Origin of the sequence: Xanthomonas albilineans, from assembly GCF_009931595.1 — a bacterium.
GTDB classification, from domain to species: domain Bacteria; phylum Pseudomonadota; class Gammaproteobacteria; order Xanthomonadales; family Xanthomonadaceae; genus Xanthomonas_A; species Xanthomonas_A albilineans.
In genome coordinates this window covers 3,652,501-3,673,742 of the sequence record NZ_CP046570.1, presented here as the reverse complement: position 1 = coordinate 3,673,742, position 21,242 = coordinate 3,652,501, and the positions used below count along the sequence as shown (strand labels likewise).

Annotated in this window: 12 protein-coding genes, 1 other RNA gene and 2 pseudogenes (1 of these 15 running past the window's edge); 11 read left to right on the top strand and 4 right to left on the bottom strand. The window is 64.6% G+C overall.

The annotated features are described in order from the left end of the window. Positions 1-776: 776 nt before the first annotated feature. The 3 genes from XaFJ1_RS15390 to XaFJ1_RS15380 all read right to left on the bottom strand — a co-directional run bounded on the left by XaFJ1_RS15390 (position 777) and on the right by XaFJ1_RS15380 (position 5,951). Complete coding sequence (locus XaFJ1_RS15390) at positions 777-2,042, bottom strand: lipase family protein (RefSeq protein WP_012917605.1); 1,266 nt, start codon at positions 2,040-2,042, stop codon at positions 777-779. Positions 2,043-2,750: 708 nt separating this feature from the next. Further along, positions 2,751-3,659, bottom strand: coding sequence for a hypothetical protein (locus XaFJ1_RS15385; RefSeq protein WP_012917604.1), 909 nt, complete (start codon positions 3,657-3,659; stop codon positions 2,751-2,753). Positions 3,660-3,842: 183 nt separating this feature from the next. Beyond that, positions 3,843-5,951, bottom strand: coding sequence for a methyl-accepting chemotaxis protein (locus XaFJ1_RS15380; RefSeq protein WP_012917603.1), 2,109 nt, complete (start codon positions 5,949-5,951; stop codon positions 3,843-3,845). 264 nt (positions 5,952-6,215) lie between these two features. On the opposite strand from XaFJ1_RS15380, the gene XaFJ1_RS15375 reads away from it, so the two are divergent. From XaFJ1_RS15375 to XaFJ1_RS15345, 7 genes and pseudogenes are all read left to right on the top strand, one after another. Further along, positions 6,216-7,592: an MFS transporter gene (locus XaFJ1_RS15375; RefSeq protein ID WP_012917602.1), complete on the top strand. Its 1,377-nt coding sequence runs from the start codon at positions 6,216-6,218 to the stop codon at positions 7,590-7,592. A 119-nt stretch (positions 7,593-7,711) separates the two neighbouring features. After that, the gene (gene folE, locus XaFJ1_RS15370) at positions 7,712-8,314 is read left to right on the top strand and encodes a GTP cyclohydrolase I FolE (protein WP_012917601.1); all 603 of its coding nucleotides are present in this window, start codon (positions 7,712-7,714) and stop codon (positions 8,312-8,314) included. Positions 8,315-8,391: 77 nt separating this feature from the next. Continuing rightward, positions 8,392-9,861 (top strand): DUF3375 domain-containing protein, encoded by a 1,470-nt coding sequence (locus XaFJ1_RS15365; RefSeq protein WP_012917600.1) that lies wholly within the window; start codon positions 8,392-8,394, stop codon positions 9,859-9,861. Further along, entirely contained in the window at positions 9,848-10,555 is a 708-nt protein-coding gene (locus XaFJ1_RS15360; protein ID WP_012917599.1) for a DUF4194 domain-containing protein, read from the top strand. The genes XaFJ1_RS15365 and XaFJ1_RS15360 overlap by 14 nt, the downstream gene beginning before the upstream one ends. An 81-nt stretch (positions 10,556-10,636) precedes the next feature. Continuing rightward, positions 10,637-14,086 (top strand): ATP-binding protein, encoded by a 3,450-nt coding sequence (locus XaFJ1_RS15355; protein WP_012917598.1) that lies wholly within the window; start codon positions 10,637-10,639, stop codon positions 14,084-14,086. A gap of 5 nt (positions 14,087-14,091) precedes the next feature. Beyond that, positions 14,092-15,269: pseudogene (locus XaFJ1_RS15350) on the top strand (Wadjet anti-phage system protein JetD domain-containing protein). Between the two features lie 95 nt (positions 15,270-15,364). Then, a non-coding RNA gene (locus XaFJ1_RS15345) (sX9 sRNA) lies at positions 15,365-15,440 on the top strand. Positions 15,441-15,444: 4 nt separating this feature from the next. On the opposite strand, the gene XaFJ1_RS15340 is transcribed toward XaFJ1_RS15345, so the two are convergent. Then, a complete protein-coding gene (locus XaFJ1_RS15340) occupies positions 15,445-16,218 on the bottom strand; it encodes a sulfite exporter TauE/SafE family protein (RefSeq protein ID WP_045757456.1) in 774 nt (257 codons plus the stop codon). Between the two features lie 98 nt (positions 16,219-16,316). On the opposite strand from XaFJ1_RS15340, the gene XaFJ1_RS15335 reads away from it, so the two are divergent. From XaFJ1_RS15335 to bphP, 4 genes and pseudogenes are all read left to right on the top strand, one after another. Continuing rightward, a complete protein-coding gene (locus tag XaFJ1_RS15335; RefSeq protein ID WP_012917595.1) occupies positions 16,317-16,709 on the top strand; it encodes a YchJ family protein in 393 nt (130 codons plus the stop codon). Positions 16,710-16,793: 84 nt separating this feature from the next. Continuing rightward, positions 16,794-19,027: pseudogene (locus XaFJ1_RS16305) on the top strand (lytic murein transglycosylase). A gap of 215 nt (positions 19,028-19,242) precedes the next feature. Further along, complete coding sequence (locus XaFJ1_RS15320; RefSeq protein WP_045757115.1) at positions 19,243-19,842, top strand: biliverdin-producing heme oxygenase; 600 nt, start codon at positions 19,243-19,245, stop codon at positions 19,840-19,842. Further along, positions 19,839-21,242: the 5' portion of a bacteriophytochrome BphP gene (bphP, locus tag XaFJ1_RS15315; protein ID WP_012917591.1), read on the top strand. It continues 507 nt past the right edge of the window; 1,404 of the gene's 1,911 nt are visible here — the first part of the coding sequence; its start codon is at positions 19,839-19,841; the stop codon falls past the right edge of the window. Before XaFJ1_RS15320 ends, bphP begins: the two co-directional genes overlap by 4 nt.

Here is a 21,242-nt window from a genome sequence, read left to right as displayed (position 1 = left end):
TTGAAGGCTGTGATCGTGTTTTCCATCGCGCCTCGTCGGGCGTCCTCCCGACGGACGCGCTGTCGGGGCCGAGGATTCATCAAAAGGGCAGTGTAATGGAGTCAAGTTTGCTTGATGTCGGAGAGAGTCGTGCCCTTGGTCAGGCCGCGTCGCCCGACAGCCCACACGCACGCGGGGCGGGCGGAAGGCGTTGGCATACATCGTCATGATGCTTTGGATCAATCTGCTGATGCGATCACCGCCATATGACACGACGATCACGGATACGTCGATGTCGTCTTCCTTCCTCGATCAATCTTTAAGGTCACCTGCGGAGACGAGCACGCGACCGACATGGCGCATTGGTGGTCGTGATCGAGGACATGCTGTCGTCTTACCTCAATGCCCATGGCTCGGCGTCGCGTCACAGCGGTTCAGACGCGTGGATATCGAGCACGCATGTTACTCGCGACGACTCTCGATTTGGATCAAGGGACGCTTTCGAGTACTCCGATGACAGTCGCTTCTCGACATCCAGACACCTCACCTTGGTGGAGAGATGTTGCAATTAGAAATGGATTCGGCGCGTTTCGGCGGGCAGGCGAGTTGCCTGACCATGGCGGTCGGCTTTCAGAATGCGCGCCTCGTGACGGTTGACCGCCTGATGCCGATGCGGGTAACTGGCATTGTCGGCATTCTTACCTGCTGCCGCGCCGATCGGGCGCGGCAGCGTTCACTTGCTGATGTGATCGCAGGAACGCGGCGAAGCGGCGCCCCTGCGATCTTTCGCCGCTGGCTCAGCGCAACTTGTCGAAGAGCCCCTGGCGCACGGCGATGGTGCACTCGTCTTCGGTCACCAGGTGCTCGAGCGCGCTGTTGTCCTTGGGATTGCCGGAGCCCAGATCGAGCACGGACACCTGGTTGCTGCCGTTGGCCTTGAACGCGGCGATGGCCGTCTTGGCGTTCTTCAGCGGCACGGTCGCGTCGTTGTCGGAGCCGCATAGCAGGGTCGGGGTACGTGGCGCCCAGTTGATCACGTTGTTGCGGGTCAAGTCGCGCAGGAACGGGTTATTGATGTTCTTGGCGAAGTCGTTGTAGAAGCCCGGCTGGAAGTAGCGGTGGATTTTGTCGACACCGGGCAGGATGTCGCTGCCGAACAGGTCGATCAGGCCGTACTTGCCGGGGAACAGCGCCTCGACCTTGTTGGCCCATGGATCCTGGAACACCTGCGATGGGTGCTGATACACGTTCTGGTAGGTGTGCTGCATGCCGACGATGGCGTAGCTGGCCAGCAGTATGCCGAAGGTGTTCTCGCCCACGGCGTTGCGACCGCTCCAGCTGTCGCGGAAGGTCTGGCTGAGTGCATATGGGCCGGAGATGGGGGCGCTGGCAACCAAATTGAACTCGTTCGACAGGTGTGCTTCGATCTCGCGCTGGGTGGCCATGGCCGCATGGCCGCCCTGCGAGAAACCGGTCAGCATGACCTTGCCCGACAGCGGGGTGTTGAGCTTTTTCAACACCTGCCGTGCCGCGCGCATCGCGTCGATGGTGGCGCTGGCTTCGGAGCCGGCGTGCAGGTAGGGGTGGAACGGATAGTTGGAACGGGGGCCGATGCCCAGGTAATCGCTGCTTACCACCACGTAACCTTGGGTGGCTAGGTGGGTGACCATGGTGTCGTCGCCCTTCTCCTCTTCGACAATTTCCTTGGCCTGTTCGGCGGAGCGCTTCGTCTCGGTACCCTGGTCATAGCTCACCAGCGGGAAAGGACCGTGGCACTGTTCGCCGCCGGGGATCAGTAGTACCCCGGAAGCGGTGGCGGGCTCGCCATTGACGCCGATCGTGGCATAGGTGAACTCGGCGACGCGCACATCGCACTTGGCCTTGTCGTTGGTTTGACCGTTGGCCAGCAGGGTGGCGATCGCATTACGGGTGTAATTGGCCAGGACAGCGCTCTCGAGCACGGTACCGCGCGCCGGCGATGCCGACGCGGCCATGGGCAGCAGCGCTCCGGCGATCATGACGGAAAGAGCACTCAGTGCAAGACGGTTTTGTAGCTTAGCCATGGGAAACATCCTCGTGTTTGAAATCCCAATCAGTCTGGTGGGGTGGTTCTGGTGTCAAACGGTACTATGGCGATACGATGATTTCTAAGACAATGCAGTTAAGATGTTTATCTGCCGTATCGATTCAACTTGGCGATAGACTGCGGCGAGTGAAGAACAACAAAAGAAAAGGCATCAATGTATCTTGACAGTACGGCAATGGTTTGCCAGGGCGGCGTGAGATTTTGTTGATAATCCGCACGGTTAGTGTTTACTTTATCCTACTTTGTCAAAACTGGGTGATGGTCCAGTCATGCTGCTTCAGCCGTGCCAAACCCAGATTTGGATGTTCCATCATTAAATAATTGTGATTTTAAGATAATCGCGGCGGCGGCCGTTACGTATCGTGTGCACACTATTTCTATGAGCTGTATCGCTTTTCACTCTGTCGTGAGAGAAGCGCAATGTTTGCTCGGGTGTTACCACAGGCGGTGTGCGCCAGGGGCTCGGTGGTGCTTGTACAACACCGCAGGGTCAGATGTGGATTCGGACGCCAACACGCTGCGCGGTCTTCGTTCCGCGCCCTTGGCTTCTACACCGTACTTTTCCGGCGCGCACGGTGATGGCTGGCGGTGCTAGCTAAGGAGGCACGTGCCGACTCTCGCCATCTGGCTGTTGCGATGGCAACGCAGGTATTAAGGGCGCGGGAGGCCGATCTTGCATCCGCGCTCAGCGATACGGGCCGGGTCCGCGCCAGACCAATTCGCCGTGATGATAGACCTGCAACATGGTGATGACCTGGCGTGCATCGCCGATCGTCTTCAGTTCGGGCGAGTCCGGCGGCAGCGCGCGGCACTTGCCGGAGCCACGGGTGAGCGCGATCTCCAGCGGACAGACCATGCGGTACTCGGTCCCCGGCAGCAGGATGAAGAGTTCCTTCATGCCCTGCCGTTGCCAGGCGCGCAACTGCGTTTCGCTGCCCAGGTCGTAGTAGACGAGGTAGCCGCCGACTTCCAGGCTGGGCTGGGAGGCGTCCAGGTCGTGCCGGTTGCCGTGGTTGCCTGGGCCGTTGGTCAGGCCGCTATTGTCCGGGGCGGTGTCGGTGTCGAGCGCCCCTGGCGGGCGTCCGGTCCAGGTCTGAGGGTGGCGCTCGGTTGGCGGTGGTGGCGTGCTGGCGGTGGTCTGGGCCTGGCTCGGCGTTGGCGCGTCCTGGGCTGGGGAGGGGACGGGTGCCGCGACGGCCGTCGGCTTCTCGGAGGAGGGGGGCGGGGCGTTTTCGGTTGGTTGGTTGGCGGTATCGGTCGGCGGTACCGGGTCGTCCGCGTGTGCGACCAGGGTGGACTGCACCGGGCTGGCGGCTCGCGCCGCACGTCGGTGGGCTGGCGCTTGCGCACGGGGCGGGGTCGGTCGCGGCGGCACCGGGTGATCGGGGCGCTTGGTCTGGCCGATGAAGTCGACTTTGATCCGGCTGCCTCCGGCCGCGCCTTGCGGTGTGGACATGGTCGGCTTGGCGGCATACAGCAGCAGCACTGCCATCAGGACATGCAGCAACGCGCTGAGCAGCAAGGCGATCCAGTGCTGCCAGCGTTCGTTGTGGGATTGTGCCCTGGCAGGCTCGCGGTTCGACGCGCGGCTCATGCCATCGTGGCTGCGTCGGAGGTGCGGGCCTTCACGGGAGTCTGCGCAAGGGGTGAACGTGGGAGGGCGCCATCCTAACCTGTACGTGGGCGTATGCCGTGGCTAGGCGGGCGCCGGCGCTCACCGGCCGACACCTTGCGTTCACCCGTTGCCGCCGAGGCCAGGCGGCAACGCCGGCTGCACTCAGACGTAGGCGCCGACCTTGAACACTTCCACCGCCTGGGTGAGTTGCGCCGATTGTTCCTCCAGCGAGCGCGCTGCGGTGCTGGCCTCTTCTACCAGGGCCACGTCCTTTTGGGTGGTTTCGTCCATCTTGGCGATGGTTTGGTTCACCTGCTCGATGCCCTGTGCTTGCTCGCGTGAGGCAGCCGAGATGTGGCCCATGATGTCGGTGACATGCTGCACGCTGGTGACCAACTGGTCCATGGTGGTGCCGGCCTTGTGGACCAGCGCGGCGCCATGGCTCACACGCTGTACCGAGTCGTCGATCAGGGTCTTGATTTCCTTCGCGGCGCTGGATGCGCGGTGAGCGAGGGTGCCGACTTCCGCGGCGACCACCGCGAAACCCTTGCCTTGCTCGCCAGCGCGCGCCGCTTCCACCGCGGCGTTGAGCGCCAGGATATTGGTCTGGAAGGCGATTCCATCGATGACCGAGATGATGGCGGCGATGCGTTTGGACGCTGCCTCGATGCCGCTCATGGTTTCCACCGCCTGACTCACCACGTTGCGTCCGTCCGTCGCCACGCTGGCCGCGCCCAGCGCCAGCTGGTTGGCACGCTGGGCGTGTTCGGCATTCTGCTTCACCGTGGAGGTTAGCTCCTCCATTGCGGCGGCGGTTTCTTCCAGGTTGGATGCTTGCTGTTCGCTGCGCTGGGCCAGCTCCTGATTGCCGCTGGCGATATCCTCGGCGGCGAAGCCGATATTGTTGGTGGTGCGTTGGATGTGGGCGACGATGTCGGTGAGGCGGTGCACGGTGCTGTTGGCGTCGTCGCGCATCGTGGCGAACACGCCGTGGAAGTTGCCGGACATGCGCACGGTGAGGTCGCCCTCGGAGATGCCGCGCAACAGTGTCGAGAACTTGCCCAGGTTGGCATCGGCCGTCGCCATCATCGTGTTGAGATTCTCGACCATGGTACGGAAGGCATGTTCGAATTTCTCCGGCTGCCCACGGTGGGCGAAGTCGCCGGCGCAGGCGGCTTCGGCCAGCGTCTGGATTTGCACGTTGATCGCATGCAGGTTTTGTTTGACCTGGCGCATCGTGGCGGTGATCGCCGCCTTCTCGCCGGGGTAGTCCGCAATCTCCTGGCGCAGGTCGCCGACAGCGTAGCGGCCCATGACCTCGGTGATACGCAACTGTGTCTGCACATGGGCATCGACCAGGGCGTTGGTGTCGGCGACCATCTGCCCGTATTCGCCGGGGAAGCGTTGCGCATCCATGCGGTAGCTGATCGCGCCGGCATCGTGTCGCGTGGCCATTTCGCGTTGCGCCGAGATGACCTCGTGCAGGCGCCGCTGCATTTGCTGCATCGCCCGTAGCAATTGTCCGGATTCGTCGTTGCTGGTGGATGTGTCGGGACTGCTCAGGTCGCCGGCGCCGATGCGTTCGGCCAGTCGCAGCGACTGCCGCAGTGGCAGTACCACCCGGCGGGTGAGCAGAAAGGCGATGCCGGAGCCAAGCAACAAGGCCAGCACGGTGCAGCCGACCATCAGCACGGCGAAACCGCGCGCGGTGGCCATTGCTTCCTTGGCGGCCTGGCGGTTCTTGGCTTCCTGTAGGTCGATGAAGGCGTTGATGCTGGCTAACCAGTCGACGAAGGCCGGACGCGCCTGCTGCAACAGCTGCGCTTTCGCCTGGTCCTTGTCGCCGCTGTCGCGCAGGCTGCGCACCTGCACGATCAGCGGCATGGTGCGCTGCTCGACCGCCTTGATCCGTTGCAGGATCGCCTGTTCTTTGGGATCGTTGGAGGCCGCCAGTTGAGCGTCGAGCGGCTGCGCCGAGCGCGCATAATCGGCGGCCAGTTTGTCGATCAAGTCCTCGGTGGTTTGACGGCTGGCCGGATCGTCCAGCAGCACCACGTCGCGCAGTGCGATCGCGCGATCGTGGACGCTGCCGCGGAAATTGATCGCGTAGCGCTGCTTGACACTATTGACCGCGTTGATGGCGGTCAGGCGCTGGTCGATGCTATGGACGCGCTCGATGCCGACGACAGTGAGCAGAACCATCAGCACGATGATCGAGAGGAAGCCCAGGGCCATGCGTTGGCCGATACGCAGATTCGAGAAGACGTGCATGGAGGTCGAGTTCGCCGACGTGGAGTGGGAAGCGGAGATAACGGGCATGGTGCGGAGGAACGGGTTGCCGACGGTCGCACGATTGCGCTGTGCCGGGTTAGCACATGGGTAGCGGCGTGTTGCCGGTGAACTGAAGTGCGTCGTTAGCGCATGACAAGGCTATGATCGAGGTCAGGGCGTAAGTTCACGTGATGAAGATCACATTAATGAACCAATTCGCGCTTGTCATACTTTGCTGGCGTTCCTCATAACAGGATCCATCGCATGCACGCATCTTCACCTTCCGTTGCCCATATCGCTGTGCCCGGCAGCCTCCGTCGCTCGGTGTCCAACACGCTCAAGGGCTCGGCCGGCAATCTGGTGGAGTGGTACGACGTCTATGTCTACTCGGTATTTGCCAGCTACTTCGAGTCCCAGTTCTTTTCCAAGCAGGACAAGAACGCCACGCTGTATGTTTGGGCGATCTTTGCGGTCACTTTCGTGATGCGGCCCCTGGGCGCGTGGTACTTCGGTCGCGTCGCCGATCGCTATGGCCGGCGCCTGGCGCTGATTCTCTCGGTGTCGCTGATGGCCGCTTGCGCGTTCCTGATCGCGGTCACACCGACGATGTCCAGCATCGGCTTCGCCGCGCCGGCGCTGCTGCTGTTGGCACGTCTGGTGCAAGGCTTCGCGACCGGTGGCGAGTACGGCACCAGTGCCACGTATCTGTCGGAGGCGGCGATTCCGGGGCGACGCGGCTTCCTGTCCTCATTCCATTACGTGACGCTGGTTGGCGGCCACGTACTCGCGCAGGCCGTGCTGCTGGTGCTGTTGCAGGTGTTCGATCCCGTGCAGATGTCGGCGTGGGGGTGGCGTGTGGCCTTCGCCCTGGGGGGTGTCGGTGCGTTGGTGGTGTTCTGGTTGCGCCGGAGTATGGACGAGTCGTTGGGTTCGGACTCCATCGCCGAGGCGCGCAAGGGTGGTGCGCACGCGGCCGGCGCGTTGCACGAGTTGTTCGTGCATCAATGGCGACCGCTGCTGGTGTGTTTTCTGGTGACCGCGGGCGGTACGGTCGCCTTCTACACGTATTCGGTCATCGGGCCGAAAATGATCCAGAGCGCGTTCGCCGGCGACGATGTGATGGCCGGGACGATCATCAATTTGGTGGCGTTGACCGTGCTGATGCTGATGCAACCGATCGGCGGTTGGCTATCGGATCTGGTCGGGCGCAAGAGCCTGTTGGTGTTCTTCGGTATCGGCGGGGTGCTTTACACCTGGTTCCTCGTGCTGGAACTGCCGAAACAGCACGATTGGCTGGGCGCATTCGCGATCCTCGCTGTGAGTTTCGTCATTCTCACCGGTTACACCTCAATCAACGCGGTGGTGAAAGCCGAATTGTTCCCCACCCATATCCGCGCGCTCGGTGTCGGCCTGGGATATGCCTTGGCCAATTCGGTCTTCGGCGGCACCGCGCCGCTGCTCTACCAAGCCTCGCTGAAGACCGACCATGTGACGACCTTTGTCTGGTATGCCACGGCGGTGATCGCAGTGTCGTTGGTGGTGTACGCGCGCTTCCTGAGCAACAAGGGCGCCAACTGGCTCGACGACGCGACTGCGTTGCAGCAACGCCGGTATCCGCCAATGCCGGATGTGCGCGGCTGAGCCGTCGCGCGTTTCTATCGGCTGCGTCACCGCGCAGCCGGCTTGCGTGCACCCCGCAACGGCGTCTTCCCGGCGACTCGGGTACCATGCAGCCCCTCTCACCGGCGTTTCTTCATCCGATGGCCGATTCCAAGCACACTCCTGTCCCTTGCGTGACCCAGGCCCAGGCCGAAGAGGCGGTGCGTACCCTGCTGCGCTGGTCCGGCGACGACCCGACCCGCGAAGGCTTACTGGATACTCCGCGGCGGGTCGTCGAGGCCTACGGCGATTGGTTCAGCGGTTACCGCGAGGATCCGCGCGAGTATATGTTGCGCACTTTCGAAGAGGTGGCTGGCTACGATGAACTGATCGTGCTGCGCGACATCGATTACGAAAGCCACTGCGAGCACCATATGGCGCCGATCATCGGCAAGGTGCATGTCGGTTACCTGCCGCGTGGCAAGGTGGTGGGCATCAGCAAGCTGGCGCGGGTGGTCGATGCCTATGCGCGTCGCTTCCAGGTACAGGAAAAGATGACCGCGCAGATCGCGGAATGTATCCAGGATGCGCTGGAGCCGTTGGGCGTGGGTGTGGTGGTGGAGGGCTCGCACGAATGCATGACCACCCGCGGCGTGCACAAGCGCGGTGTCAGCATGGTCACCTCGAAGATGCTCGGCACTTTCCGCGAAGATGCGCGCACGCGCGCCGAATTCTTGCGCTTCATCGATTGCGGCGCACGTTGAGCGTGGCGCATGCGGTGGCGGGTTAGCATGGCCGAGTCGTTGCAAGGTTGTCCTTGCTTGCGCTCGGTACACGCTCCATGAAACACCGCGCCCGTATCGCCCGTTATCGTGCGCTGCGCGAGCAGTCGTTGTGGAAGCTGCTCGCGGCCGATCAGGCACCGGAAATCATCGGCCTGCTGCAGACCTTGCTGTTGGAGAGCGAGCGCCGCTTGCCGACGGCGGTGCTGCACGAACGGCTGCAGCGCATGCTGGACGATCTTAACGCCGATCAGCTGGCGCGCGACCTGCCGCGGACCGCGCAGGCCTATGTCGCGCACTGGTTGGCCCAGGGCTGGCTGGAGCGTCGGTTGCCGGAGGGTGCGCAGCAGGAAGACTACGAGTTGTCGACTCAGGCCTTGCAGGCGATCCGCTTCGTCGATGGACTGGAACATGCGCGTGGCGCCGCCACCGAGAGCCGTCTGGCGTTGGTGATGCAGCAGCTGGCGCAATTGGCGGCGTTGACCGAAACCAATCCGGATGCACGTTTGTCCGCGCTGCGTAACGAACGCGACCGGATCGATGCGGAAATCGCGCGAGTTTCCGCAGGCAAGGTCGCCTCGCTGGATGGCAAGCGCGCGCTGGAGCGGACGCGCCAGGTGATCGCCCTGGCCGACGAGTTGACCGAGGATTTCCGCCGCGTTCGCGACGATTTCGAGCAACTCAATCGCGGCTTCCGCGAACGCATCATCGACGATGAAGGCGAACGCGGCGAGATTTTGGGCAAGCTGTTCGAAGGCGTGGACGTGATCGGTGACAGCGATGCCGGTCGCAGCTTCCAGGCGTTCTGGGCGTTGCTCAACGATGCCGAACAGAGCGCGCAGCTGGATGCGGCACTGGAGACGGTGCTGTCGCGTGGTTTCGCGCGCAAACTCGATCGGCGTGAACGCAGCTTCCTGCGTGGGCTGACCGCCACCATGCTCGAGCGCGGCGGTCAGATCCACGATGTGATGCAGCATTTCGCGCGCAGTCTGCGCGGCTTCGTGCAGAGCCGTGGCTATCTCGAACAACGCCGGCTCAATCAGTTGCTCAAGCAGGCGCAGGCCGAAGCGCTGGCCCTGCGCGATCGCATTCCCGCGCAGCGCAGCATCGGTCGCGATCTGAAATTGACCAGCAGCCGCTTGCGCTCGCTGGCGCAGTGGCGCCTGCACGATCCGCGTCAGCAACAGATCGACGGCAGCATCCAGCGCAACGAAGCGGCGGCGATCTCCTTAGACAGCGTTGGCGACTTGGTGGCGCAATCGGAGATCGATTTCCGCCGTCTGCGCCGCGATTTGTTCGAGTTGCTTGCCGTGCATCGGCAGTTGTCCATCGCTCAGGTGCTGGCGCAGCGCGAGGCTAACCAGGGCTTGGGTAGCGTGATCGGCTATTTGTCGCTGGGTACGCGCCATGGCGTTGTCCTTGCCGAACAGCACGAACGCGCGCACTGGCGCGGCGGCGATGGCCAGTGGCGCAGCGCGCGCATTCCGCTGGTGTGGTTCACTCAGGAGAAACGCCATGAATTGGCATGATCATGCCGATGCGCCTGATCCGACATGCGATACCGACACCGCGACCGCCGCAGATACCGGTAGCGGATTATTCGCAGGCGACAGTGGTGGCTTGCCGCTGGACGCGCGTCGTGCGCTGTGCCAGTTGCTCAGCGGCCCGAGCGTGGACGCGCAGCGGCACAGCAAGCTATGGCCGGCGTTGTTGCGCAACGAAGCGGCGATCCGCAGCGCGCTGTCGGAGTTGTTCCTGGAGTTGGTGCTGGACCGCGAAGCCGGTATCGCGTTCACCCGTCAGGCCGACACCGGCGAACTGGAAACACCGGTGCTGCTGCGCTCGGCGCCGCTGACCTTCATCGATTCGGTGTTGCTGCTGCACCTGCGCCAACAATTGGCCGAAGCCGATGCGCGCGGGGTCCGCGCGGTGGTGGAGGAAGCACAGTTGAGCGACGCGTTGGCGGTGTACGAAAAGAACCTGTCGACCGACCGTGCCGGTTTCCTGCGTCGTGTCGGCAATGCTGTGCAAAAAATGAAGGAAAACCACGTCTTGACCCGCCTGCGTGGTGAAGAAGAGCGTTGCGAAGTCTCACCAGCACTCAAATTATTGTTCTCCGCAGAGGATGTGGCCGCATTGGCCCAGGTCTACCGCGAACTACGCGAGGCGCCGGAATCCGTGGAAAACAGTGATGCGGCCGCAGATGTGTCTGGTGACGGCTAGCGATACCATGCACCACCACCATCGCACCGCTGACCACCAACGCAACCCATTCGACGTGCATACACGCTCTAGGCTGTGCCGATGAAATCTTCCGCGTCTTCCAGCTTGTTTGCCTGCGATCTGCCCGATCCGCGTCTGCAACAGTTCCGTATGCGGCGCCTGCAGGTCTATAACTGGGGCACGTTTTCTGGCCTGACCGAGGTGCCGATCGCCGCGCGCGGTTTCTTGTTCGTCGGCCGTTCCGGTTCTGGTAAATCCACCTTGCTGGACGCGATGTCGGCATTGCTGACGCCGCCGAACATCGTCGATTTCAACGCCGCCGCCCGCGAGGCCGAACGCAGCGGGCGCGACCGCAATCTGGTGTCCTACGTGCGCGGTGCCTGGGCCGACCAGCAAGACAGCGCTTCCGGCGAAATCGCCACCCAATACCTACGCAAGGGCGCCACCTGGACCGCGCTGGTGCTGGAATACCGTGACGGCGAAGAGCGCGTGGTCAGCCTGGTGCGGTTGTTCTGGATCGCCGGTAGCGGCGCTGCGGCCGGCGATGTGCGCAAGCACTACATGGTGGCCGAGCGCGCGTTCGATATCGCCACCGATCTGGCCGGCTTCGACCTGGATCTGCGCAAGCTCAAGCAGCGCCTGTCCGACGTGCATCACTTCGACAGCTTCGCCGGCTATGCCGAGTGTTTCCGTCACCAGCTTGGCATCGGCAACGAAACGGCGCTGCGCTTGCTGCACAAGACCCAGTCGGCGAAGAACCTGGGCGATCTCAATGCCTTCCTGCGCGGTTTCATGCTCGAAGAGCCCAAGACCTTTGATGCCGCCGAACGGCTGCTTGGCGATTTCGCCGAGTTGGATGGCGCGCATCAGGCAGTGGTGACCGCGCGCTGCCAAGTCGAAACCCTGGCCCCGGCGCGCGACTATCATGCCGAGTTGATGGTCTTGCGCCGTCAGCGCAGCGAGCTGGAGGAACTCAAGCTCGGCTTGGATCCCTATCGCGAGCAGCGCCGCCTGGCCTTGCTGGATGCGCGGTTGCAAGCGCTGGACACCCAGGATCGTGGGCTGGCCGGCGAAGAAGGCCAGCGGCGTGCCGCATTGGAGAACCACCAGCGTCGCCTCGACGATCTGGAAGCGCAGCGGCGCGCACAAGGTGGCGAACGCATCGATGCGCTGGAGCGCGAACACGCCCAGGTGGAGGCCGAGCGCGACCGCCGCGCGGCCAAGCGGACCCACGCCGAACAGGCCTGTGGTGTGCTGGAGCAGGCGCTGGCCGGCAGTGCGCATGGTTTCGCCGAACAGGCCGCGCAGGCGCGCGCGGCGCTGGAGGATGGACAGCGTGCGGCCGCCGAACTGGACGAGGCGATCCTCCAACGCATGGCGGTCAAGGCTGAGGACGAAAAACGCTTCGCCGAGGTGCGCGCCGAAATCGAAACGCTCACGCGCAATCCCTCCAACATTCCAGCACCGATGCAGGCGCTGCGCGCGCGGCTGAGCGCCGATACAGGCGTGCCGGAGGCGGCGCTGCCGTTCGTTGGCGAGTTGATCCAGGTACGTGCCGACCAAGCCGCCTGGCGCGGTGCCATCGAGCGCGTATTGCATGGTTTCGCGCAATCGTTGCTGGTGGACGAACGCCACTACGCGGACGTGGCCGATTGGGTCAACCGCACGCACTTGGGGATTCGCCTGGTCTATTACCGGGTACGCGACAACGCGCAGGCGCTGTCCTCTGCCAGCGCGCCTGGGTCGGTGTCGCTGCTGCACAAGCTGGAACTGCGCGAACATGCCTTCGCTGGCTGGCTGCGCCGGGAACTGGGCAAGCGTTTTGACTACGACTGTGTGGACAGCGCCAAGGCGTTGCGGCAGGCCGAACGCGGTATGACCCGCGAAGGCCAGATCAAACATCCTGGTGAGCGTTACGAAAAGGACGACCGCCATGCCATCGGTGACCGCCGGCGCTGGCTGTTGGGCTTCGATAACCGCGACAAACGGGCCTTGTTCGAGCGCGAGGGCCAGGAACTGGCCGCGCGCATCGCCGCCTGCGATGCCGACGTGGTGGCGTTGCGCGCCCGCCGCGAACGCGCGGGCATGCAGCGTCTGGCGCAGCACACCCTGGCCAATCTGGGCTGGGACGAGATCGATGTGGCCGCGCCCTTGCAGCGACTGGACGACATCGCGCAGGCGCTGCGCCAGTTGCGCGAAGGCGACGCCAACCTGCGCGCCCTGGCCGAGGCGATCGACCGCGCACGCGCCGACATCCAACATGCCGACCGCACCTATCAAGATGTCCGCAGCGAGCGGGTGGTGCTCGGCAAGGAGCGCGCGCGCCTGGAAAAGCAGCGCCTGGAATGTGCCGATGCCGACGCGCGCGTCCTCACGCCGCTGCAACGCCAGGGCCTCGGCGAGCGCCTGGAGGTGCTCGGCACGTTGAGCCTGGACAACCTGGCCGATCTGTTCCGCAATCTGGAACGCGGTATCGAAGCCCAGCTCGGCACCAGCCAGCAGGAACACCATCGGTTGGAGCAGTTGCTGCTAGGCTGCTTTCGCCGCTACTGCCAGCAGTGGCCGGAAGACAGTGGCGATTTCAGCGTCAGCCTCTCCGGCGCCGACGACTTCCTCGCCCGCTTGCAGCGCCTGGAACGCGATGGTCTGCCGCAACACGAAGCGCGCTTCTTCGATCTGTTGCAGAGTCAAAGCAAAAACAATTTGCTGGCGTTGCAACGGCATGCCGCCGAGGCGCGCAAGTCTATCGCTCAGCGCCTGGACGAAGTCAACGCCAGTCTCGAACAGGTGCCGTTCAATCGCGGCACTTTGCTGACCATCGAATTGAGCGAGCGCCGTTTGCCCGAGGTGATCGAATTCCAGCAATGCCTGCGCGAGGTGCTCGGTCATCACCAGACCGAACAGCGCGAACTGGCCGAGCAGCAGTTCGCCGTGCTGCGCGCGCTGGTACGCCGGCTCGGTTCGCAGGAGGGCGAAGACAAGCGCTGGCGGGAACTGGTGCTGGACGTGCGCCTGCACGTGGAGTTCGTCGGCGTGGAACTGGATGCCGCCACCCGCCAGCAGGTGGAGATTTATCGCAGCGGCGCCGGCAAATCCGGCGGCCAGAGGCAGAAGCTGGCCACCACCTGCTTGGCCGCGGCGTTGCGCTACCAGCTCGGCGGCGAGGACGGCGAACTGCCGCGTTATTGTGCAGTGGTGCTGGACGAAGCGTTCGACAAGGCCGACAACGAATTCACCGCGCTGGCGATGAATATCTTCGCGAACTTCGGCTTCCAGATGGTGGTGGCCACGCCGTTGAAATCGGTGATGACGCTGGAACCGTTCATCGGTGGTGCCTGCTTCGTGGAGATCAGTGGCCGTCATGATTCGGGTGTGTTGCTGATCGAATACGACGAGGATGCCAAGCGATTGAAGCTGCCCGAACGTGCGCGCACTGCAGACCCGACTGCGGCTGAGCTGGTCGAAATCGCTGCGCCGACGGGCAGCACGTCGCGCCGGCGCGTCACCGCTGACGCATCACCTAAGACCTGATCCGGATGACGCGCGCCGCGCCGATGTTGCTTCCCGACGCCGCGCTGGCGGCCTTGCGCTCGCAGTGGCGGTTGCACCGTGGTGCCTGCTGATAGATGCCGCCACCCCGGCGCCGATCGCGTTACGGGTGCCGACCCAGGCGCAGGCCAGTGCTGGGTTCGCCGCGTTCGGGCAATGGCTGCAGGCATGGCGCGGCACGGCCTTGCCGGGGCGGGTGGAGTGGGGCGAGGTGAAATGGTCGCAACTGGGCCTGCAACGTTTGCCGCAGGTTTGGCATGCCGATGCCAGCGAGGCCGCCAGCGCGCTCGGCGAAGGAGCGCGTTGGCAGCAGGCGCGCCAGCGCTGCGCGTTGCTGGCCCAACGCTGGCCGCAGACGACGGGACTTGCCGCGCGCGTGCACCGGCAGTTCGATCTGCTCGCCGATGCGCCGGAGGGCGATTTCGCGCGTTTGATCGCGGTCGTCGATTGGCTGCATGCACATCCCGACAACGGCCTGTTCCTGCGCCAGTTGCCGATTGCCGGCATCGACAGCAAATGGATCGAGCCGCGCCGCGGAGTTATCGCCGATTGGCTGGCCGGGCTGCGTGGCATTGCCGAACAGCGCAGCTTCGACAGTCTGTCCGGACTGCGCCGCGCACCCGACCGGGTGCGCCTGCGCCTGCTCGATCCGGCACTGCGCGCGCGGCTCGGCGGCCTGGAGGACGTGCACGCGCCGATTGCCCAGGTCGCCGCGTTGCAACTGCCGGTACGCCAGGTGTTGATCGTGGAGAACCGCGAGACTGGCCTGGCTTGCGAGGACCTGCCCGGCACGCTGGTGCTGATGGCGCGCGGTTATGCCGTGGACTACGTGCGCGCCATCGAGTGGTTGCGACCATTGCCGCTGTACTACTGGGGCGACATCGACACGCATGGCTTGGCGATCCTGCATCGCCTGCGCCGGCACGCGCCGCAGACGGTCGCGTTGCTGATGGACGAAACCACGTTGCGTGATACGCCGTCCAACCTGTGGGGACACGAGCGCCGCCAGCATCGCGCGCAGCGGCTGGACGCACTGAGCGCGGCTGAGCAAACCTTGTACACCGGCCTGCGCAGCGGTCGCTTCGGTCCCGCGCCGCGCCTGGAGCAGGAGCGCATTGCCTGGAACTACGCGTGGCCCCGCATCCGTGCCGCGCTCGGTGAGTAAAACGCGTAGGCGTGCGCCGAACCGGCATGCCTTAGAGTAGCTGGCCAAACTACGGCGTCTCTGTCGGACGGGCGCGGGTAGTGTTCGGAATCCTTATGTACTGCCTGTAGATTGCGTTTCCTACGCGCTGTCAACGCCCATCCGACACAGACTCGCGACGTTTTGTTAGCCACTCTTAGTGCAGCACATCCCAGCCCATCTTGCCGATCAGCACCACCACCAACACCAGGAACAATCGCCGGATCAGGGGTGTGCCGCCGCGCAGCGCCAGCCGCGTGCCGGTCATCGCGCCGGCCACGTTGGCCGCCGCCATCGGTAGCGCCGCGGCCAGCAGCACTTGCCCGCTGGGTAAGAAGAAGCACAGCGCGGCCAGGTTGGTCGCCAGATTGACCACCTTCGCTGCGGCCGAGGCGCGCAGGAAATCCAGGCCGAAGAAACGGATGAACAGGAAGATCAGGAAGCTGCCGGTACCCGGGCCGAAGAAACCGTCGTAGAAACCGATCGCCGCGCCCATCGTCAGCGCGATCACCAGTTCACGGCGACCGATGTGGCGTGGCCGGTGCAAGGCGCCGAAGTCCTTCTTGAGCAGCGTGTATCCCAGCATCGCGATCAGCAGCACCAGGATCAGCGGTCGCACGGCCTGTTTCGGCAACAGGCTGACCGCAGTGGCACCGAGGAAAGAGAACGCGAACGCCGCCGCCGTCGCATACAGCACTGGTCGCCATGGCAAGCGCACATGGCGTGTGTAGCGCCAGGTGGCCGCGCCGGTGCCGGCCATCGAACTGAACTTGTTGGTCCCCAACAGCAGGGCGGGGGCTTGCTGTGGCAGGGTCGCGAACAGCCCCGGCAACTGGATCAAGCCGCCACCGCCCACCGCCGCGTCCACCAGTCCCGCGCTGAAAGCGATGCATAGCAGCCACGGTAGTTCGGTGGGAATCGATTCCAGCACGCGAAGGCTCCGTGCAAAGGGGCGGCCAGCATAGCCGTGGTCGGCCGCCATGGCGCTCGCCGCGTGCAGCGCGTCGCGGCAGCCGGCACAATTTGCGGATGTCCCGGTCCGCCCCGCGTCTTGCCGATCCCTGTCCCTGCGGCCGCCCGCGCGATTACGCGCAGTGCTGCGGGCTCTACCATGCGGGTGCTGCCGCGCCGGATGCCGAGTCGCTGATGCGCGCGCGCTACAGTGCGTATGTGCGCGGCGATGCCGATTACCTGCGCGCCAGTTGGTATCCGTCCACGCGCCCAGCGCAGGTGGACATCGATCCGCGCACCGTTTGGCTCGGCCTTACAGTGCAGCGGGTCGTGAACACCGGCGAGGCGCGTGCCGAGGTCGCGTTTCTGGCGCGCTATCGCATCGGCGGCGGCAGCGCGGTGCGCATGACCGAACACAGCCGCTTCGTGCGCGAGGACGGGTGCTGGTACTACCTCGACGCGCTGGATTGAGCGTCGCGTCGCCGTCGCCGGGTGAGTGGCGTGTGCGATGCGGTTGTTTATGATGTGCGGCCTGTTGTCGGCGAGGAAGTTTCGATGCTGCGTTTCGCTTGGGCCTTGCTGTGCGTGGTGCCGTGTGCCATCGCGCAAACCCCGTCCGCCGCGTCCGCCAGTGCATCGGCAGTGGACCCGGCCTTCGCCACCTGCGTCGCGGGCCTGCGCACCGCCGCCGGCAAAAATGGGGTGACAGCAGCGGCTTTCGATCGCTTCACCGCCGGCCTGCAACCGGACATGAGCGTGTTACCGCTCCTTGATGCGCAACCCGAGTTCACCACGCCGATCTGGGATTATCTGGCCGGCTTGGTCGATACCCAACGCATCGACGATGGTCGTGCGATGCTGAGCGCCCACCGCGATCTGCTCGCGCACGTGGCGCAGCAATACGGCGTGGATGCGCAGACGGTGGTCGCGGTGTGGGGCGTGGAGAGCGATTACGGTCGCAGCACGGGCAAACGTCCATTGTTGGTGTCGCTGTTGACCTTGGCGTGCAACGGCCGCCGTCAGCCGTTCTTTCGCGGCGAACTGTTCGCGTTGTTGAAGCTGCTGCAAGCCGGCGATCTAAAGCCCGAAGGGCTGACCGGCTCCTGGGCAGGCGCTTTCGGCCATACCCAGTTCATGCCCAGCACCTACGCGCGTATCGCGGTGGACGGCGATGGCGATGGCCGCCGCGACTTGGTCGCCAGTCTCCCCGATGCACTGGCCTCCACCGCGCACTACCTCAAGCTGTCCGGTTGGCAGAGCGGACAGCCGTGGGGGCTGGAGGTGAAGTTGCCGGACGGTTTCGATTCGGCGCACGCCGGGCGCACGCAACGCCGGCCGCTGGCGGACTGGCGCGCGCGCGGGCTGACCGCCGCCGATGGCCGCGCCCTCCCTGCGCTGGCGACGCAAACGCCAGCGGCGCTGCTGTTGCCGGCCGGCGAGCATGGCCCCGCGTTCCTGGTGTTCCGTAACTACGATGCGATCTATGCCTACAACGCCGCCGAAAGTTATGCGCTGGCCATTGCGTTGTTGTCCGACCGCCTGCGCGGCAAGCCCGGGCTGGTCGCTGCCTGGCCGACCGACGATCCCGGACTGGGCCGCGCGGAGCGGCGCGAACTACAGACCTTGCTATTGGCGCGCGGGTATGCGATCGGCCAGGCCGATGGCATGATCGGCACCGCCACCCGCCGTGCCATCCAGGCTGAGCAGCAACGGTTGGGCTTGCAGCCGGTCGATGGCCGCGCCGGGCAGCGCATCCTCGACGCGTTGCGCCGTGAGGCACCCGCGACGCCTGCCAAAGCGCCTTCCGCACCCGTACCCGCACATTCGTCATCGCCATCCGTCGGCAAAGCGACCACGGCGCTCCCTCGCCCGCTCGCTAGCATGGGTATGTCCACATCAGCGCGCCACGGAGCATGCAGCCCATGTCCGACGTCCTCGGTCTGAGCGTAGCCGATTTCCACGGCTATCCTTCGTTGCTGGTGGACACGGCGCAGTCCATCGCTGCGATCAGCCTGTTTGGCGGGCAGGTTCTGTCGTTCGTGCCCAAGGGCGGCACCGACGTCCTGTGGTTGTCGCCGAGTGCGCAGCCGACGCCGACCCCGATCCGCGGTGGCACGCCGGTGTGCTGGCCGTATTTCGGTCGCCAAGGTCAGACCGACGCCGTACCCGCGCACGGTGTCGTGCGCACGGTGCAGTGGCAGTGGCAGGAGGCGCAGCGAGAGGCCGACGGTAGCCTGGTCTTGACCTTGGTACCGCTAGACGTCGACGCGCTGTCATTGCGCTTGCGCCTGCATCTGCGGATCGGCGCCACGTTGGAGCAGCGCCTGATCACCGACAACATCGGCACGGCTCCGGCACGCATCACCCAAGCCCTGCACAATTATTTTCGGGTTGCCGACGCCACCCAGGTGCGGGTGCAGGGCCTGGACGGGCTCGATTACCTGGACAAGTTCGACGGCTACGCCACGGTGCATCGTCAGCAGGGCGATTGGACCTTGCAGGATCCGCGCGATCCAGGCCGTAGCGACCGCATCTACATCGATGCCGGCGGCCGCTACACCCTGCTCGATCCGGGCCTGCAGCGTCGGATTCATCTCGCTAGCAGCGGCAGCCGCACCCTGGTGGCGTGGAATCCGGGCGAAGCCGGGGCCCACGCGATGGTCGACGTGGGATCCCACTGGTGCCAGTTCGTGTGCCTGGAGCCGGCCAACGCCGGACCGGAGGTGATCGAACTGGCACCGGGCGCCCGCCACGTGCTGCAGCAGACAATCGCGGTCGCGCCACTCTGAGGCGGCGGGTGCTGGTCGGTGTCTGCGGTGTGCCTTACGCCGCCTGTGGGTGGTCTTATAGTGGTCTTATAACCGTTCGCATATCGCGCATGGCATGAACCGCTCAGCTTGTGTCGGCGGCCACGCCTTGCCTGTCTGGCAGCGTGCCATCGGCGTTGCTACGCTGTGTGTTCTCTTCATCGCGGCCAATCGTGCTGCTGCTGCCAGCCGCCTCCATGATGCCGCCTCCCGATGGAACCGTCCTGCCGTTTACCGCATCGCGTTTGCTGCGCGAGGCCACCGCATCGCAGCACGAGGCCGTCGAACGCTTGCCGACGATGCGAGCTTTGATGAGTGGCACCTTGTCGTTGTGCGATTACGCGCAGCTGTTGCGTCGCCACCATGCCGTGTTGGCCGGTTGGGAGCAGCGCGAGGCGGCCTGGCTGCGCGATTGCGGCGATGCTCGATGGCGCTACCAGCCGCGCATTCCACTGTTGGTCCAGGATCTGCTTGCATTGCAGGTGCCACCGCCGGCGTTACTGCCGGCACCACCCGCGCATGCTGCCGGTAGCGGCTGGGGCATGCTTTATGTCGTCGAGGGCTCGCGGCTGGGGGGGCGAGTGATTGCCCGGCAATTGCGCGCGCGTCTGGCCGAATCCGCATCGGCGTTGCGCTATTTCGAACTGGGCAACGCCGATCCGGATGCTTGGCGACATTTTCAGCAGCGCCTCGAACAGGCCCTGACCACCCCGGCACGGCGACAGGCCGCGATCGACGGCGCGCGGACCATGTTCGCGCATTTCCATACCCATCTTGCCCTGGAGACTGCCGCATGAGTGATTCCATCGCGCCTCTGGATATGGACGCGTGTGCGCGTGAGCCGATCCATATCCCCGGGTCGGTGCAGCCGTATGGCGTGTTGTTGGTGATCGAACCCAGCGATGGTTGCATCGTGCAGGCCAGCGCCACTGCCGCCGATCTATTCGGCCAGCCGCTGGAGGAACTACTGAGGCAGCGCTACGACAGCATTCTCGCGGTTGAGGATCCGCGTACGCGGTTGCTGCCTGACGCGACCGAGCCTAGTCACCTCGCGTATGTCGACATCGCGTTTCGGCACGACACCGCGATGTCGGCACAACGCTGGGTTGGCGCCTGGCATCTGTATCCAGAGCAATGGCTGCTGGAACTGGAACTGCGCGATGCGCCGCTGGCCGATGCCACCTTGCGCGAGGCGTTGCCGGTGCTGCGGCGGCTCGAGTCCGACACCAACATCGAAGATGCCTGCCAGCGCGCCGCCAAGAGCCTGCGTGCGCTGATCGGCTACGACAGGGTGATGATCTACCGCTTCGATGAAGAGTGGAATGGCGATGTCGTTGCCGAGGCGCGCGCGGCGGAGCTGGAGCCGTACCTCGGCCTGCACTACCCGGCCACCGATATCCCAGCCCAGGCGCGTGCGCTGTATCTGCGCAACCGCGTGCGCCAGATCGTCGACGTCGGCTATATGCCGTCGCCGATCCAGCCTACCTTGCACCCGCGTTTGCACGCGCCGCTGGACCTGAGCGACGTGAGCCTGCGCAGTGTCTCGCCGGTGCATCTGGAATACCTCGCCAACATGGGCGTCACCGCCACCTTGGTCACCTCGATCGTGGTCAACGATGCGCTATGGGGGCTGGTGGCTTGCCATCACTATCGCCCGTATTTCTGCAATCACGAGATGCGCGACGTCGCCGATGCGGTCAGCCGCGCGCTGGCCGGTCGGATCGGTGCGCTGACCGCAGTGGCGCGTGCGCGCACCGAGTCGATGCTGCTGACCTTGCGGGAAAAACTGATTACCAACTTCAACGACGCCGAGATGCTGACCGCCAGCATGCTCGATGAGATGGCCTCGGACCTGCTCGACGTGGTGGATGCCGATGGCGTGGCGGTTTTCCACGGGGATCACGTTACCCGCCACGGCATGATGCCGGCGATCGAGGATCTGGCGCGCATCCGCGAACAGATCGAGGATACCCACCATGAAGCCTTGCGCCACGATGCCGTCGGCGCGCTACACACCGATCAGATCGGCCAGACCTTTCCGGCGCTGGCTGATCTGGCCCCGCTCGCGGCCGGTTTCATCTTCGTGCCGTTGATGCCGCAGTCGCGCAGCGCCTTGCTATGGACCCGCCGCGAGCAGGTGCGCACGGTCAACTGGGCCGGTAACCCCCAGTTGGCCAAATTGCAGGACATCCCCGAC